At 69.3% G+C, this 16,187-nt stretch carries 17 protein-coding genes; 8 read left to right on the top strand and 9 right to left on the bottom strand.

Features of this window, described 5'->3' with window-relative positions:
* Positions 1–135 precede the first annotated feature (135 nt).
* The 3 genes from QO011_RS38455 to QO011_RS38445 all read left to right on the top strand — a co-directional run bounded on the left by QO011_RS38455 (position 136) and on the right by QO011_RS38445 (position 2,355).
* Positions 136–975 carry an isocitrate lyase/PEP mutase family protein gene (locus tag QO011_RS38455; RefSeq protein ID WP_307284716.1) on the top strand — a complete coding sequence of 280 codons (840 nt, stop codon included), beginning with the start codon at positions 136–138 and terminating at the stop codon, positions 973–975.
* A 60-nt stretch (positions 976–1,035) separates the two neighbouring features.
* Entirely contained in the window at positions 1,036–1,374 is a 339-nt protein-coding gene (fdxA, locus tag QO011_RS38450) for a ferredoxin FdxA (protein WP_307284712.1), read from the top strand.
* Between the two features lie 399 nt (positions 1,375–1,773).
* Positions 1,774–2,355, top strand: a complete 582-nt coding sequence (locus QO011_RS38445; RefSeq protein WP_307284709.1) for a CarD family transcriptional regulator — start codon at positions 1,774–1,776, stop codon at positions 2,353–2,355.
* A 17-nt stretch (positions 2,356–2,372) separates the two neighbouring features.
* Here the strand turns inward: QO011_RS38445 and prmC are convergent, their stop codons facing one another.
* From prmC to QO011_RS38420, 5 genes are all read right to left on the bottom strand, one after another.
* On the bottom strand, positions 2,373–3,254 hold the full coding sequence (prmC, locus tag QO011_RS38440; RefSeq protein ID WP_307284707.1) for a peptide chain release factor N(5)-glutamine methyltransferase: 882 nt from the start codon (positions 3,252–3,254) through the stop codon (positions 2,373–2,375).
* Entirely contained in the window at positions 3,251–4,327 is a 1,077-nt protein-coding gene (prfA, locus tag QO011_RS38435) for a peptide chain release factor 1 (protein WP_307284705.1), read from the bottom strand. The genes prmC and prfA overlap by 4 nt, the downstream gene beginning before the upstream one ends.
* Positions 4,328–4,393: 66 nt before the next feature.
* Positions 4,394–6,658, bottom strand: coding sequence for a phosphoenolpyruvate--protein phosphotransferase (ptsP, locus tag QO011_RS38430; protein WP_307284703.1), 2,265 nt, complete (start codon positions 6,656–6,658; stop codon positions 4,394–4,396).
* Positions 6,659–6,832: 174 nt separating this feature from the next.
* Positions 6,833–8,083, bottom strand: a complete 1,251-nt coding sequence (locus tag QO011_RS38425) for an aspartate kinase (protein WP_370882073.1) — start codon at positions 8,081–8,083, stop codon at positions 6,833–6,835.
* Between the two features lie 156 nt (positions 8,084–8,239).
* Positions 8,240–8,578: a response regulator transcription factor gene (locus tag QO011_RS38420; protein WP_307284701.1), complete on the bottom strand. Its 339-nt coding sequence runs from the start codon at positions 8,576–8,578 to the stop codon at positions 8,240–8,242.
* A gap of 222 nt (positions 8,579–8,800) precedes the next feature.
* Here QO011_RS38420 and QO011_RS38415 point away from each other — a divergent pair, with 222 nt between their 5' ends.
* Positions 8,801–9,544 carry a glutamine amidotransferase gene (locus tag QO011_RS38415; protein ID WP_307284699.1) on the top strand — a complete coding sequence of 248 codons (744 nt, stop codon included), beginning with the start codon at positions 8,801–8,803 and terminating at the stop codon, positions 9,542–9,544.
* Positions 9,545–9,730: 186 nt separating this feature from the next.
* Here the strand turns inward: QO011_RS38415 and QO011_RS38410 are convergent, their stop codons facing one another.
* From QO011_RS38410 to rph, 4 genes are all read right to left on the bottom strand, one after another.
* On the bottom strand, positions 9,731–10,018 hold the full coding sequence (locus QO011_RS38410; protein ID WP_307284696.1) for a type II toxin-antitoxin system PemK/MazF family toxin: 288 nt from the start codon (positions 10,016–10,018) through the stop codon (positions 9,731–9,733).
* A 2-nt stretch (positions 10,019–10,020) separates the two neighbouring features.
* Positions 10,021–10,290, bottom strand: a complete 270-nt coding sequence (locus QO011_RS38405) for a type II toxin-antitoxin system prevent-host-death family antitoxin (protein ID WP_307284692.1) — start codon at positions 10,288–10,290, stop codon at positions 10,021–10,023.
* A 201-nt stretch (positions 10,291–10,491) separates the two neighbouring features.
* Positions 10,492–11,100 carry an RdgB/HAM1 family non-canonical purine NTP pyrophosphatase gene (rdgB, locus tag QO011_RS38400; RefSeq protein WP_307284687.1) on the bottom strand — a complete coding sequence of 203 codons (609 nt, stop codon included), beginning with the start codon at positions 11,098–11,100 and terminating at the stop codon, positions 10,492–10,494.
* Complete coding sequence (gene rph / locus QO011_RS38395) at positions 11,097–11,813, bottom strand: ribonuclease PH (RefSeq protein ID WP_307284685.1); 717 nt, start codon at positions 11,811–11,813, stop codon at positions 11,097–11,099. The genes rdgB and rph overlap by 4 nt, the downstream gene beginning before the upstream one ends.
* Before the next feature lie 148 nt (positions 11,814–11,961).
* On the opposite strand from rph, the gene QO011_RS38390 reads away from it, so the two are divergent.
* From QO011_RS38390 to sucD, 4 genes are all read left to right on the top strand, one after another.
* Entirely contained in the window at positions 11,962–12,699 is a 738-nt protein-coding gene (locus QO011_RS38390) for an acetoacetate decarboxylase (RefSeq protein ID WP_307284683.1), read from the top strand.
* Between the two features lie 340 nt (positions 12,700–13,039).
* Entirely contained in the window at positions 13,040–14,002 is a 963-nt protein-coding gene (mdh, locus tag QO011_RS38385) for a malate dehydrogenase (protein WP_307284681.1), read from the top strand.
* An 86-nt stretch (positions 14,003–14,088) separates the two neighbouring features.
* Positions 14,089–15,282, top strand: a complete 1,194-nt coding sequence (gene sucC, locus QO011_RS38380) for an ADP-forming succinate--CoA ligase subunit beta (protein WP_307284679.1) — start codon at positions 14,089–14,091, stop codon at positions 15,280–15,282.
* 2 nt (positions 15,283–15,284) lie between these two features.
* Positions 15,285–16,169: a succinate--CoA ligase subunit alpha gene (sucD, locus tag QO011_RS38375; protein ID WP_307284677.1), complete on the top strand. Its 885-nt coding sequence runs from the start codon at positions 15,285–15,287 to the stop codon at positions 16,167–16,169.
* Positions 16,170–16,187: the final 18 nt, after the last annotated feature.

Raw genomic sequence — 16,187 nt, 5'->3', positions numbered from 1 at the left:
CCGATGCGCTGAGGTCGCAGCCCCGCTACGGCCTGGGCGCATCGGGCTTCGGCAGCGAAGGGTTTTATTGTCAGGAGGATTGATTTTCGAACAAATCGGGAACAATCTGGCGCGGCACCAGCCCCGGAGAATTCCATGCCGAGCCAGTTCGAGAAGGCGCAAGCCTTCCGCAGCCTGCACCAGCGCCCCGGCGCCTTCGTTATTCCCAATCCCTGGGACGCCGGCACGGCGCGCCTGCTCGCCTCGCTCGGCTTCGAGGCGCTGGCAACCACCAGCGCCGGCTGCGCCTTCGGCCTCGGCCGCCCGGACGGGGAGGGCGTGCTCGGCCGTGACGAGATCCTCGCCAATGCCGGCGTCATCGTCGCGGCAACGGATCTGCCGGTCTCGGCCGACCTCGAGGGCGGCTTCGGCGATGAGCCGGAAGCCTGTGCGCAGACCATCCGTGCGGCCGCCGCCGCAGGCCTGGTCGGCGGCTCGATCGAGGACGCCACCGGCCGGCCGGAGACGCCGATCCACGGCTTCGAGGCCGCCGTCGCCCGTGTCCGTGCCGCCGCCGAGGCGGCGCGCAGCCTGCCCTTTGCCTTCACGCTCACCGCGAGGGCCGAGAACTTCCTGCACGGGCGGGCCGACCTCGCCGACACCATCCGCCGGCTGCAGGCCTTCCAGGAGGCCGGCGCCGACGTGCTCTACGCTCCCGGCCTGCCCTCGCGCGAGGCGATCGCCGCCGTGGTCGCGGCGGTGGACCGGCCCGTCAACGTCGTGGCCGGCCTGCGCGAGCCGCGATGCAGCGTTGCGGAATTGGCGGAGCTCGGCGTCAAACGCATCAGCGTCGGAAGCAGCCTCGCCCGCGCCGCCTTCGGCGCCGTGCGCCGCGCCGCGGTGGAGATGCGGGACGAGGGCCGTTTCGACTTCGCCGAGGCCGCCATGCCCTATAGCGAGCTGAACGGCCTGTTCCGGGGATACGGTGCCGCTTGAACCGCGGGCCCATCTCCGCTAGGCAACTCCATCGACGCGTATTCTCCAGGACGTTGCCCAATGACCTACGTGGTCACCGAGAACTGCATCAAGTGCAAGTACATGGATTGCGTGGAGGTCTGTCCGGTGGACTGCTTCTACGAGGGCGACAACATGCTGGTGATCCACCCCGACGAATGCATCGACTGCGGCGTCTGCGAGCCGGAGTGCCCCGCCGACGCCATCAAGGCCGACACCGAGAAGGGCCTGGAGAGCTGGCTTGAGCTCAACGCCCAATATGCCAAGTCCTGGCCGAACATCACCATCAAGCGCGACGGTCCGGCCGACGCCAAGGAATGGGACGGGGTGGAAGGCAAGCTGCAGCATTTCTCGTCCGAACCGGGCCAGGGCGACGCCTGACCGGGCTTGGCGTGATCGCCTCGGCGATGATGATCCGGCAACCTTAACACCCGCTCGGCGGGCGGAGCAGCCATGCGCCGCCCCGCATATGCATTGATTTTCGCAAGTTTTTGTGGTACCAAGCAAGAAGGTCAGAGAAGGCCGCCGCACCCGCCACCGCTCCGAGAAGGAGCCATTTTTTTGTGGCTCACAATGAGGAACCTGTCTCCGAGGGCGTCTCAAACGCTCGCGGAAAGCCGGCGCGACATTTTGACCCTCTTCCGGCTCGGCACCGCCCCAACCCGCCGTCAGGCGAGCAGGGCGTCTTTGTCGGATCAAGCCGCGCGGCAACGGGCGCCTCAGCGTCTGCCCGCTCATCTTGTGGCGTCCGGCCACCACGAAAAGGAGCGTTGAAGCGTCATGACGAGCGCGAAGAAGGCGTCGACCAAGCAGGGTTTCAAGACCGGCGAGCACATTGTCTATCCGTCGCACGGCGTCGGCAAGATCGTGTCCATCGACGAGCAGGAAGTTGCCGGCTTCAAGCTGGAGCTGTTCGTCATCACCTTCGCCAAGGACAAGATGACCCTGCGCGTCCCCACCACCAAGGTGACGGCGGTCGGCATGCGCAAGCTCGCCGAGCCGGCGCTGGTCGACAAGTCGCTCGAGACGCTCAAGGGCCGCGCCCGCATCAAGCGCACCATGTGGTCGCGCCGCGCGCAGGAATACGAGGCCAAGATCAATTCCGGCGACCTCATCGCCATCGCCGAGGTGGTGCGTGACCTCTACCGCTCCGACGCCCAGCCCGAGCAGTCCTATTCGGAGCGCCAGCTCTACGAGGCGGCGCTGGACCGCATGTCGCGCGAGATCGCGGCCGTGCAGGACATCACCGAAACCGATGCGGTGAAGCTGCTGGAGGCCAACCTCGCCAAGGGCCCTAAGCGCGGCAGCGCCAAGGACGCCGAGGCCGACATCGACGAGGTCGCCGAGGACGAGGCCGCCTGAGCGGCCTGCACGAGGGATCATCGAGGCCCGGGTTCTCCCGGGCCTTTTTTGTGGGCGCGCGCCGTCAGCGCTCGCGGCACGCCGCCGAGGTCGCGCCGGGCCGGGCGCTCGGCCTCGAGGCCGGCCTCCGCCAGCACGGCCGCGACCGCCTCTTCCTGGCCGGCGCCGAGCTCCAGCACCAGGGCGCCGCCCGGCGCGAGGCGCGGCTCCGCCTGGGCGGCGATCGCGCGGTAGGCATCGAGCCCGTCGGCGCCGCCGTCGAGGGCCAGGCGCGGATCGTGCGCGCGCACCTCGACCGCGAGGCCCTCGATCGCCCCGGCCGGGATATAGGGCGGGTTGGAGACGATCAGGTCGAACGGCCCGCCCAGCGCCGCCGCCCAGTCCGCCACCAGGAACGCCGCGCGGGCGCCGACGCCGTTGGCGAGCGCATTGTCGCGGGCGATCCGCGCCGCTTCCAGGCTGCGGTCGACGCCGATGCCAGTGGCGGCCGGACGCTCGTGCAGCAGCGCCGTCAGGATGGCGCCGCTGCCGGTGCCGAGGTCGAGGATGCGCCAGGCCGCGGCGCGGTCGGGCAGGGTGGCCAGGGCGGCCTCGACCACCGTCTCCGTGTCCGGGCGCGGCGACAGCGTGGCGGGGCCGAGCCGGAAGCCGAGACCCCAGAACTCGCGCGTGCCGAGGATGCGATCGACCGGCTCGCCGGCGAGCCGGCGCGCCACCAGCGCCATCGCCCGCGTCGCCACCGCATCGTCGACCGCCGCGGCGCCGCGCAGGGTCACGTCCTGCGCCGGCGCGCCGGCCGCCTCGGCCACCAGCCAGCGCGCATCGAGCTCCGGCGTCGCCACGGCGCCCTGCCGCAGCGATGCTGCCGCCCGGCGGTAGAGCGCGTCGAGCGTGGTCATCGCGCTTCGCTGGCCGCCAGCAGCCGGGCCTGGTTCTCGGTGACCAGCGCGTCGATCACCTCGCCCAGGTCGTCGCCGGCAATGACCTGCTCGAGCCTGTAGAGCGTCAGCCCGATGCGGTGGTCGGTGACGCGCCCCTGCGGGAAATTGTAGGTGCGGATGCGCTCGGAGCGGTCGCCGGAGCCGACCTGGTCGCGCCGGTCGGCGGCGCGGGCCGCCTCGTTGCGCTCGCGCTCGGCCTCGTAGAGCCGGGCGCGCAGCAGCGCCATGGCCCGCGCCCGGTTCTTGTGCTGCGAGCGCTCGTCCTGCACGGCCACCACCGTGCCGGTCGGCAGATGGGTGATGCGCACCGCCGAGTCCGTGGTGTTGACGTGCTGGCCGCCGGCGCCCGAGGCGCGGAACACGTCGGTCTTGAGGTCCTTCTCGTCGATGACGATGTCGACCTCCTCAGCCTCCGGCAGCACCGCCACGGTGGCGGCGGAGGTGTGGATGCGCCCGCTCGCCTCGGTGGCGGGCACGCGCTGCACCCGGTGCACGCCGGATTCGAACTTCAGCCTGGCGAAGACGCCGCGGCCGCGGATCGCCGCCGAGGCCTCCTTGTAGCCGCCGGCCGTGCCGGGGGATTCGGACAGGATCTCGGTCTTCCAGCCCTGCAGGTCGGCATAGCGCAGATACATGCGCAGGAGGTCGCCGGCGAACAGCGAGGCCTCGTCGCCGCCGGTGCCGGCCCTGACCTCGAGGATCGCCGATTTCTCGTCCGCCGCGTCCTTGGGCAGGAGCGCCATGCGGATGGCGGTCTCCAGGTCGCCGATGCGCCCGGAGAGCTCCTTGCGCTCCTCATCGGCAAGGGCCGCCATCTCGCCGGTGACCGAGGGCTCGGCCAGCATCGCCTCGACGCCGGCGAGCTCGGCCTGGGCCGCTCGCCATTCACGCACGGCGGCGACGACGGGATCGAGCTCGGCCAGCTCGCGTGACAGCGCCACGAAGGTCTCCGCGCCCGGGCCGGAGGCGAGCTCCGCCTCGACCAGATCGCGGCGGCGGACCAGGGCGTCGAGTTTCTCTATGGGCAGCATGGTCGGACGGCTTGAAGGAGGGCGGGATCGGGGCTGGCACGGCGAGCCGCGCTGGAGGCCGGCCCGCTACAACGGCACGCCGCGCCGCTCGGCGAACTCGCGCAGCACGGCGCGCAGCGGCTTGTCGGCATGGGCGGCGATGTGCTCGGTGACCAGGCTCTCCAGTTCGCCCGCATCCACCTCCATCAGCATCGCCTTCACCGGCCCGATCGCGGCCGGGTTCATCGACAGGAGGCGGAAGCCGACGCCGATCAGCGCCGCCGCCTCCAGCGGCCTGGAGGCGAGCTCGCCGCACAGCGTCACCGGCACGTCGGCGGCGGCCGCCTTGTCGGTGATGAAGCGCAGCGCCCGGAGGATCGGCACGGAGAGCGTGTCGAAGCGCCCGGCGACGCGGGCATTGCCGCGGTCGACGGCGAAGAGGAACTGGAACAGGTCGTTCGAGCCGACCGAGAGGAAGTCGACGCGGGCCAGGATCTCGTCGAGCTGCCAGAGGATGGAGGGCACCTCGACCATGGCGCCGAGCTTGACCAGGTCGGGCAGCGGCTTGCCGTGGCGGCGCAGGAAGGCGATCTCGCGTTCCATCATGGCGCGGGCGTGGTCGAACTCCTCCACTGCCGCCACCATCGGGAACATCACCCTGAGCTCCCGGCCCGCCGCCGCCTGCAGCAGGGCGCGCAGCTGCGAGCGCATCAGGCCCGGCCGGTCGAGGCCGAGGCGGATGGCGCGCCAGCCCAGCGCCGGGTTCTCCTCCTCGATCTTGTGCATGTAGGGCAGCACCTTGTCGCCGCCGATGTCCAGGGTGCGGAAGGTGACCGAGCGGTCTCCCGCCGCTTCCAGCACCGCCTTGTAGAGTGCCTGCTGCTCGCTGGTGCGCGGGAACTGCGAAGCGATCATGAACTGCAGCTCGGTGCGGAACAGGCCGATGCCGTGGGCGCCGCTCTCGCGCACGTGCGGCAGGTCGACCAGCAGGCCGGCATTGAGGTAGAGGCCGATGTCGCGCCCGTCCTTGGTGCGGCTCGGCAGGCTGCGCAGCGCCTGGTACTGCTCCTGGCGGCGGGCGCGGAAGCGCACCTTCTCCGCATAGGCGGCCTCGACGTCCGGCGCCGGGCGCACCTGCACCGCCCCGGCCGAGCCGTCGACGATGATGGCGTCGCCCTCCTCCACCAGATTGGTGATCTCGCTGACCTCGCCCACCGCGGCGATGCCGAGCGCCCGGGCGACGATGGCGACGTGGCTGGTCGGGCCGCCCTCCTCGAGGATCAGGCCGCGCAGGCTGTCGCGGTTGTAGTCGAGCAGGGCGGCGGGGCCCATCGAGCGCGCCACCAGGATGGCATCCTTCGGCAGGCGGTCGGCGGGCACGTGATGGCCGTCGCCGGTGAGCTGGCGCAGCAGGCGGTTGGCGAGGTCGTCGAGATCGTAGAGGCGCTCGCGCAGGATCGGGTCGGCGACGCGCTGCATCCTGGCGCGGGTGTCGGACTGCACGCGCTGCACCGCGGCCTCGGCGGTGACGCCGGTGGCGATCACCTCGCGCATCTTGGCGAGCCAGCCGCGGTCGTGGGCGAACATCCGGTAGGCTTCGAGGATCTCGCGCGTCTCCGCCGCCCGGGCGACGTCGCCGCGGTCGAGCATGCTGTCGATGGAGTCGCGCAGGCCCTCGATGGCGTCCTCGAGGCGCTGGGTCTCGCGCGCCGGATCCTCGGCGATCAGCGTCTTCACCACGACGCGCGGCTCGTGCAGCACGACGTGGCCGAGGCCGACGCCTTCCGCCAGGCTGGCGCCGGTGAGATGCAGGGGCCGCCGGCCGGCGATGTCGGCGCCGGGGCGGGCGAGCGCCTGCAGCTCGCCCGAGGCGATCATCTCCGCCAGCACCATCGAGACGGTCAGCAGCGCCTCGATCTCTTCCTCGCTGTAGACGCGATGGGCGCGGTTCTGCACCACCAGCACGCCCAGCGTCTCGCCGGCGCGCAGGATCGGCACGCCGAGGAAGGCGTGGTAGAGTTCCTCGCCCGTCTCCGGCTTGTAGGAGAAGGCCGGGTGGGTCTGGGCATCGGCGGTGGCCACCGCCTCGGCCTCCTTGGCCACCAGGCCGACCAGGCCCTCGCCCTTGCGCATGGTGGTGAGGTGGACGGCGTTGGGGTTCAGGCCTTCGGTGGCATAGAGCTCGAGCGTGTCGTCGGAGCGCAGCACATAGGTCGAGCACACCTCGGCCACCATGTTGGCGGCGATCAGCACGACGGTCTTGTCGAGGCGTTCCTGCGCGGAGACGGGCTCCGCCATCACCTCGCGGAGCCGTTTCAAGAGCAGGCGCGGTCCGCCGAGCGCGCCAGGCATGCGTGGCCCTCCTGTCAGGCTTGCAAAGTGAAGCCGAATTCGTCGGGAATCCCAGGCCCTGCCGCCAAGGTATCCGGGATTCCTGCCGGGTTCCAAATGCTCGACGGGCTTATGCACCCCGAATCGCGGTCCGGGCCGCGCCGAGCATCCGGTCGCCGTGATGTGGCCGGCAAATCAGGCCTTGTCGAGGCCGTATAACGAATGCAGCGTCCTCACGGCAAGCTCCGTGTAGGCCGCGTCGATCAGCACCGAGATCTTGATCTCCGAGGTGGTGATCGCCCGGATGTTGATCGAGCGCGAGGCCAGGGCCTGGAAGCAGCTGGCGGCGACGCCGGCATGGCTCCTCATGCCGATGCCGATCACCGAGACCTTGGCCACGTCGGTGGCCGCCTCGACGATGTCGCAGCCGACCACGGCGCGGGCCTTGTCGATCACGTCCCTGGCGCGCTGGAACTCGGCCTGCGGCACCGTGAAGGTCATGTCGGTCGACTTGCCGTCCTCGGAGATGTTCTGGACGATCATGTCGACGTTGATATTGGCCTCCGCCAGCGGCACGAAGACGGCGGCGGCGACGCCCGGCTTGTCCGGCACGTGGCGCAGGGTGATCTGCGCTTCGTCCTTGGAGTAGGCGATGCCGGTGACGACCTGCTGTTCCACGATGTCTTCCTCGTCGCAGATGAGGGTTCCGGGATTGGGATTGGCGGGATCGTCGAAGGACGACCGTACATAGGTCTTGACCTTGTGCACCATCGCGAGCTCGACCGAGCGCACCTGCAGCACCTTGGCCCCGAGCGAGGCCATCTCCAGCATTTCCTCGAAGGCGATGCGGTCCATCCGCCGCGCCTTGGGCACGATGCGCGGGTCGGTAGTGTAGACGCCGTCGACGTCGGTGTAGATGTCGCAGCGCTCGGCGCCGATGGCGGCGGCGACGGCCACCGCCGACGTGTCCGAGCCGCCGCGGCCGAGCGTGGCGATCCGGCCGCTCTTCGGCTCCACGCCCTGGAAGCCGGCGATGACGGCCACCTCGCCGCGGGAAAAGCCCTCGTCGAGATTCGTGGACGGAATGCCGCTGATGCGCGCCGACCCGTGCGCCTCGTTGGTCTCGATCGGCACCTGCCAGCCCTGCCAGGAGCGCGCCTTGATGCCGATGCCGCTCAGCACCATGGCCAGCAGGCCGGACGTCACCTGCTCGCCCGAGGCGACGACGGTGTCGTATTCGCGCTGGTCGTAGAGGCCCGCGGCCTCGTTGCACCAGGCGACGAGCTCGTTGGTCTTGCCGGACATGGCCGAAACCACCACGGCGACGTCGTAGCCGGCCTCGATCTCGCGTTTGACATGTTTCGCCACGATCCGGATGCGCTCGACGGTGGCGACCGAGGTGCCGCCGAATTTCATCACGAGACGGGGGCGGGAACTGCCGGACATGCGGCGACGCGGCTCCGATGGGGCGTGGCTGGCCACGCAAGAAAAGGCGGCCGGGAAGCCCGGCCGCATCGCAGCGCCGTTTAAGGGAAAGGGCCGGGGAAGGCAAGCTTGCGCCCGGAACCGGCCCGGGCAGCCTCAGGTCGCCGCGGACGCGGCTCAGGTCGCCGCGGAGATGACCGCCTTCACCTCCGCCGCCCGGAAGGGCTTGGGCAGGAGGCGGGCTGCCGCCAGCTCGGCCGGAATCTCGGCCTTGCGGATGGCGGAGATGAACATGACCGGCACGCCCCGCGCGGCGAGCTGGCGCGCCAGGGCGAAGGTGGTCCCGTCGGGCAGGTTGATGTCGAGCAGCGCCAGCGCATAGTCCGCCCGGTCCGCCGCCCGCACGGCCTCGCGCAGGCTGCCGCAGCACACCGGCACCACGCCCGCGTCGCTGGCGATAGTCTCGAGGTCCATGGCGATCATCGGATCGTCCTCGACAATGAGGATCGGCTTCATCATGCGCTGCAAACGCCGATCGCGCCGAAAAGTTCACGCGGACCCGGCGGCTTTGTGCGCCGGCGCACGGCGCGGGCGCGCCGGATGCTGCATCCATGCGTCGCCTGTGTCCGTTTCGACACGAGGCACGCCGCTTGCATGGTCTTTGCAGGAATGACGGCGCCGCCTTGCCGCAGCGCACAGCCCGAGATGTTAACTTTTCGCCAAGACTCTCGTAACACTATGGTTAGGAAAGTGTTTCCCGAGCCCGCCGTGTCCGCGCCCAAGATCCTCGTCGTGCTGCACCAGGAGCACTCCACCCCCGGGCGGGTCGGACGGCTGCTCCGGGAGCGCGGCTACGAGCTCGACATCCGCCGGCCGCGCTTCGGCGATCCCCTGCCGGAGACCATGGCCGGGCATGCCGGCGCCGTCGTCTTCGGCGGTCCGATGAGCTGCAACGACGACGAGGCCTGGATCCGCCGCGAGATCGACTGGATCGGCGTGCCGCTGCGCGAGGAAAAGCCCTTTCTCGGCATCTGCCTCGGCGCGCAGATGATGGCGCGCCACCTCGGCGGCCGTGTGTCGCGCCACCCGGACGGCCATGTCGAGATCGGCTATTGGCCGCTGCGGCCGACCCAGGCCGGCGCGGCGCTGATGGCTTGGCCGAGCCATGTCTATCATTGGCACAACGAAGGCTTCGAGCATGTTCGCGGCATGGAGTTGATGGCCGCCGGCGACACTTTCGCCAACCAGGCGGTGCGCTGCGGCCGCAATGCCTACGGCCTGCAGTTCCACCCCGAGGTGACGCATCTGATGCTGTGCCGGTGGACCATGTGCGAGGAGGCCAAGCTCGCCGTGCCCGGCGCCCAGGACCGCGCCACCCAGATCGCCGGCCGCTTCCAGCACGACCACGCCGTGGCGAGGTGGCTGGATGCCTTCCTCGACCTCTGGCTGGAGCCCGAGCCGCTGGCCCTGGCGGCGGAGTAGGCGCGAGGCGTTGCGCCCTCCCGCTTGCTTCTTGCGCGCAGATCAGTCCCGCCCGATGGGGCGAACCTGGCCGGCAGCCCAGATTGCACGGAAACGTTCGACGAGGATCGCGAACAGGCGCGGCGGCAGGAACCCGTAGACATGGTGGTCTTGCCTGCCAGGGATCGGCCGCAGGTCGTAGCCGGGTCAGGCGAAGCGATTTCCCTCGTGCAACACGACCCATGATCGCGCGCCATCCAGGCCGAGGTGACGCTTGACGCCGGGTGGAAGCTCGATGGCAAGCGAAGTGTCGGCCGGTGGCGCATGGGTGATCGGCACCACTGTGACGATCGGGCCGTGGTCGTCGCGCTCGACCGCGAGCGCGATGACGCACGGCCGATCCTTGCGGCCTTCATCTCGACCAGCGCGATGCTCGTGATGCCAGAGATACGAATAGGAAATTACCAAGCCGGGCTGCGGCGTCGGGATCGCCATCCCTATTTGTCGTCGAGCAGGCTGTTGAGGTGATCGTGCTCCGGCGACATGCGGCTGGCCGCAATCGCCTCGGTCTCTTCATGCGTCAGCTCGGTCGTGGCAAAGGACCGCCGCACCAATTTCTTGTAATGTTGCAGTTCTTCAAACTCGACTGCCGAAACGAGATAGGCCGTCGGGCGTCCGTGGCTTGTGACGGCAATCGGCTCGCGCTGAACGATTTCCCGGTATTGTCCGAAATTCCGGGTGAATTCGCTGGTGGGTACCTCGCGCATGGACTCCCTTCAAAAGCCGTTTCACGTCTTTAGCGGAAAATACGCTTTTTGCGCGGTTTCGTCAAAGGCCGTTCCGTCCGACCTCTTCCTGCAATGCCGCGTCACTGCGCGACGGCCACAGGTGTGGCGCGTCATCGCCAAGTTCGCCGCCCATCGGTCTTGATGCTCATCGATCTCGGCAGGCCCGAGCCGCCGTCTCCTTCACCCCAAACACGCCGCCGCCAGCTTCTCGAACGATTTCGCCCGGTGCGAGCGCGTGTTCTTCTCCGCCTCGCCCATCTCGGCGAAGGTCCGGTCGCTGCCGTCGGGCTGGAACATCGGATCGTAGCCGTGGCCGAAGGAGCCGCGCGGCGGCCAGACCAGCGTGCCCTCGGCCCGGCCTTCGAACTCTTCCGTGTGGCCGTCGGGCCAGACCACGGCGATCAGCGACACGAAGGTGGCTCCCCGCTGCTCGGGCGTCGTTGCCTTGGCGTTGGCGAGCTCGGCCTCGACCCGGCCCATGGCGCGGGTCCAGTCGCGCGGCTCGCCGGCCCAGTCGGCGGTGTAGACGCCGGGGGCGCCACCGAGGGCGGCGACGCACAGGCCCGAGTCGTCGGCGATGGCCGGCAGCCCCGTGGCCGCCACCGCGGCGAGCGCCTTGATGCGGGCGTTCTCCGAGAAGGTGGTGCCGGTCTCCTCGGGCACCGGCAGGCCGAGCTCGCCGGCGGAGGTGACGTCGACGCCGTGCGGCGCCATCAGCGCCCGGAACTCGGCGAGCTTGCCGGCATTGTGGGTCGCCAGCACGATTCTGCCGGTCAGCTTGCGGCTCATCCGGCCACCGCCTGCTTCTGCAGCGCCACCAGCTTGGCGACGCCGCCCTTGGCGAGGGCGAGCATGTCGATGAGCTGGTCCTCGGAGAAGGGCGCTCCCTCGGCCGTGCCCTGCACCTCGACCAGGCCGCCCGAGCCGGTTATCACGAAGTTCGCGTCGGTCTGCGCCTCCGAATCCTCGGCATAGTCGAGGTCGAGCACCGCCTGCCCGCGGGAGATGCCGCAGGAAATGGCGGCGACATGGTCCTTCAGCGGGCTGACGTTCAGCATGTTGCGGCCGACCATCCACTGGAAGCAGTCGTGCAGTGCCACCCAGGCGCCGGTGATCGAGGCGGTGCGGGTGCCCCCGTCCGCCTGCAGCACGTCGCAGTCGATCATGATCTGCTTCTCGCCGAGCCGCACCAGGTCGACCACGGCGCGCAGCGAGCGGCCGACCAGGCGCTGGATCTCCTGGGTGCGGCCCGAGGGCTTGCCGGAGCTGGATTCGCGCCGCGTGCGCTCGTGGGTGGCGCGCGGCAGCATGGCATATTCAGCCGTGACCCAGCCCTTGCCGGTGCCGCGCAGCCACGGCGGCGGCTTGTCCTCCAGCGAGGCGGTGACCAGCACGTGCGTCTCGCCGAACTTGATCAGGCAGGAACCCTCGGCATAGCGCGCGACGGCCCGCTCGATCGAGACGGGCCGCAATTCGTCCGGCGCTCGGCGGGAAGGGCGCATGGCTGGAATCTCCGATGGCGTCAGCCATCCCCGATGGCCTCAGCGCGCTTCTAAAGCGCCGTGACCCCGGCGGCAAGGACGCAGCACGGCCACATCGCGGCCGCGATTGCGCCCGATGTTGCAGCGCAACCTGCACCGGAGCCCCGCCATGACCCCCGAGGAAGTCCGTCGCAACGCCTTCGCCATGCCGTTGACCAGCCCCAGCTATCCGCCGGGGCCCTACCGCTTCGTCGACCGGGAATATCTCATCATCACCTACGAGACCGAGATGGAGGCCCTGCGCGCTGTCGTGCCCGAGCCGCTCGAGATCGCCGCGCCGCAGGTGAAGTACGAGTTCATCCGCATGCCGGACTCCACCGGCTTCGGCAACTACACCGAGTCCGGGCAAGTGATCCCGGTGACCTTCGAGGGCGTCGCCGGCGGCTACGTCCATTCCATGTATCTCGACGACGATGCCCCGATCGCCGGCGGCCGCGAGATCTGGGGCTTCCCCAAGAAGCTGGCCCAGCCTTCGCTGAACGCCCAGAAGGACGTGCTGCTCGGCACCCTCGACTACGGCACGGTGCGCGTCGCCACCGGCTCCATGGGCTACAAGCACCGGGCGCTCGACACGGCCCGGATCAAGGCCTCGCTGGAGACGCCCTCCTTCCTGCTCAAGATCGTCCCCCATGTCGACTGCACACCGCGCATCTGCGAGCTGGTGCGCTATTTCCTCGAGGACGTGACGGTGAAGGGCGCCTGGGAGGGGCCGGCCGGGCTGGAGCTGTTCCACCATGCCCTGGCGCCGGTGGCGCAGCTGCCGGTCAAGCGCGTCGTCTCCGGCGTGCACATCCTCGCCGACCTGACGCTCGGCCTCGGCGAGGTCGTGCACGACTATCTCGGGTGAGCCGGGCGCCGGAGCTCCCGACCGCGGTGCCCCAGCCCAGTGCATCGCGCGGAATGCAATCAAATGTGAACGCCGGCGTCCGGAAAAACTCGCTACACATTACAAAAAATGAAGACTGTAACATGCTGTCCGAGCCGGAATCCCGGCAGCTCCTTGCCATGGGTCGGCGCGGCAACCATCTGAAATGTCGTGATTTTCCCGAAATGATCGCCGCAGGCAGATACCGCCGCCCGGCCGCAAACCGGCCACAACAGCGCGAACCTTGAACCGCCGCGGCAAAGGGTCTATCCGAACGATCGATCGGTTCCCAGCTCTTAGTCCCCCCTTAGGAAACCCATTCATGGCGCGCAGCAAGATCGCACTCATCGGGGCCGGCCAGATCGGCGGCACCCTCGCCCTCCTCGCCGGGCTCAAGGAGCTGGGCGACATCGTTCTGTTCGACGTGATGGAAGGCGTGCCCCAGGGCAAGGCGCTCGACATCGCCGAGGCCTCCCCGGTCGAGGGCTTCGACGCCAACCTGTCCGGCGCTCAGAACTATGCGGCGATCGAGGGTGCGGATGTGGTGATCGTCACTGCCGGCGTGCCGCGCAAGCCCGGCATGAGCCGCGACGACCTCCTGACCATCAATCTGAAGGTGATGGAGCAGGTCGGCGCCGGCATCGCCAAATATGCGCCCGATGCCTTCGTCATCTGCATCACCAACCCCCTGGACGCCATGGTCTGGGCCCTGCAGAAGTCCTGCGGCCTGCCCCGGAACAAGGTGGTCGGCATGGCCGGCGTGCTCGATTCCTCGCGTTTCCGCCATTTCCTCGCCGCCGAGTTCAACGTTTCGGTGGAGGACGTCACCGCCTTCGTGCTCGGCGGCCACGGCGACACCATGGTGCCCTCCGTGCGCTATTCCACCGTGGCCGGCATTCCGCTGCCCGACCTCATCAAGATGGGCTGGACCACCGAGGCGCGCCTGGCCGAGATCGTGCAGCGCACCCGCGACGGCGGCGCCGAGATCGTCAACCTGCTCAAGACCGGCTCGGCCTTCTACGCGCCGGCCGCCTCGGCCATTGCCATGGCCGAGAGCTATCTGAAGGACAAGAAGCGCGTCGTGCCCTGCGCCGCCCATCTCGACGGCGAGTACGGCGTCAACGACCTCTATGTCGGCGTCCCCGTCGTCATCGGCGCCAAGGGCGTCGAGCGCATCGTCGAGATCGCCCTCGACAAGGAGGAGCGCGCCGGCTTCGAGAAGTCGGTCAACGCGGTCAAGGGCCTGGTCGACGCCTGCAAGGCGATCGCGCCGAGCCTGGCCTGACGCGCGCCAGGGAATGAACCAGCGGCCCGGGCCGTCGGCCCGGACCGTGCGTCACAGCGGGAACACGGGCAACGCGGGACCCCTCCATGAACATCCATGAATACCAGGCCAAGGCGGTGCTGAGGGACTTCGGGGCGCCGGTCTCACGCGGCATCCCGGCCTTCACCGTCGAGGAGGCGGTCAAGGCGGCCGAGACGCTCGGCGGGCCGCTCTATGTCGTCAAGTCGCAGATCCACGCCGGCGGGCGCGGCAAGGGCAAGTTCAAGGAACTGCCCGAGGGCGCCAAGGGCGGCGTGCGCCTGGCGAGGTCCCTCGACGAGGTCCGGGCCCATGCGCAGGAGATGCTCGGCAACACGCTGGTGACCGTGCAGACCGGCCCGGCCGGCAAGCAGGTGGGCCGCCTCTACATCGAGGACGGCTCCGACATCGACAAGGAGCTCTACCTCTCCCTTCTGGTCGACCGCTCCACCAGCCGCGTCGCCTTCGTCGTCTCCACCGAAGGCGGCATGGACATCGAGAAGGTGGCCCACGACACGCCGGAGAAGATCATCACCTTCTCGGTCGACCCGGCCACCGGCATCATGCCCCATCACGGCCTCGCCGTCGCCAAGGCGTTCGGCCTCACCGGCGATCTCGCCAAGCAGGCCGTGTCGCTGACCGCCAAGCTCTACACCGCCTTCGTCGCCAAGGACATGGCGATGCTGGAGGTCAATCCGCTGATCGTCTCCACCGGCGGCGAGCTCAAGTGCCTCGACGCCAAGATCGGCTTCGATTCCAACGCGCTCTACCGCCACCCCGACATCGTCGCTCTGCGCGACGAGACCGAGGAGGACCCCAAGGAGATCGAGGCCTCGCGCTACGATCTGTCCTATGTCGCGCTCGACGGCACCATCGGCTGCATGGTCAACGGCGCGGGCCTGGCCATGGCCACCATGGACATCATCAAGCTCTACGGCGAGGAGCCGGCCAACTTCCTCGACGTCGGCGGCGGCGCCACCAAGGAGAAGGTGACGGCGGCCTTCAAGATCATCACCGCCGACCCCAACGTGAAGGGCATCCTGGTCAACATCTTCGGCGGCATCATGCGCTGCGACGTCATCGCCGAGGGCGTGATCGCGGCGGTCACCGATGTCGGCCTCACCGTGCCGCTGGTGGTGCGGCTCGAAGGGACCAATGTCGAGCTCGGCAAGACAATCATCCGGGAATCGGGGCTGAACGTGATCTCGGCCGACGATCTCGACGATGCGGCCCAGAAGATCGTCAAGGCGGTGCGGGGTTAAGGATGTCCATTCTCATCGACAAGACCACCCGCGTCATCTGCCAGGGCTTCACCGGCAAGAACGGCACCTTCCATTCCGAGCAGGCCATCAAGTACGGCACGCGCATGGTCGGCGGCACCTCGCCCGGCAAGGGCGGCTCGGTGCACCTCGGCCTGCCGGTGTTCGACACCGTGGCCGAGGCCCGCGGCGCCACCGGCGCCGATGCCTCGGTGATCTACGTGCCGCCGCCGGGCGCGGCCGACGCCATCTGCGAGGCGATCGACGCCGAGGTGCCGCTGATCGTCTGCATCACCGAGGGCATCCCGGTGGCCGACATGGTCAAGGTCAAGCGGGCGCTCTCCGGCTCGAAGTCGCGGCTGATCGGACCGAACTGCCCGGGCGTGATGACGGCCGAGGACTGCAAGATCGGCATCATGCCGGGCAACATCTTCCGCCGCGGCTCCGTCGGCATCGTCTCGCGCTCCGGCACGCTGACCTACGAGGCGGTGTTCCAGACCACCAACGAGGGCCTGGGCCAGACCACCGCGGTCGGCATCGGCGGCGACCCGGTCAAGGGCACCGAGTTCATCGACGTGCTCGAGCTCTTCCTCGCCGACCCCGACACCCATTCCATCGTGATGATCGGCGAGATCGGCGGCTCGGCCGAGGAGGACGCGGCCCAGTTCCTCCGCGACGAGGCCAAGCGTGGCCGCGCCAAGCCGACGGTCGGCTTCATCGCCGGCCGCACCGCCCCCCCCGGGCGGCGCATGGGCCATGCCGGCGCCATCATCTCCGGCGGCAAGGGCGATGCCGCCTCCAAGGTCGCCGCCATGGAGGCGGCGGGCATCCGCGTCTCCCCCTCGCCCGCCCGGCTGGGGAAGACCCTCGTCGAACTGCTCAAGGCCTGACGGAACTCCGCCAGATCA

This window comes from Labrys wisconsinensis (genome assembly GCF_030814995.1).
Classification (GTDB): domain Bacteria; phylum Pseudomonadota; class Alphaproteobacteria; order Rhizobiales; family Labraceae; genus Labrys; species Labrys wisconsinensis.
This window is presented reverse-complemented; position numbering and strand designations above follow the sequence as displayed.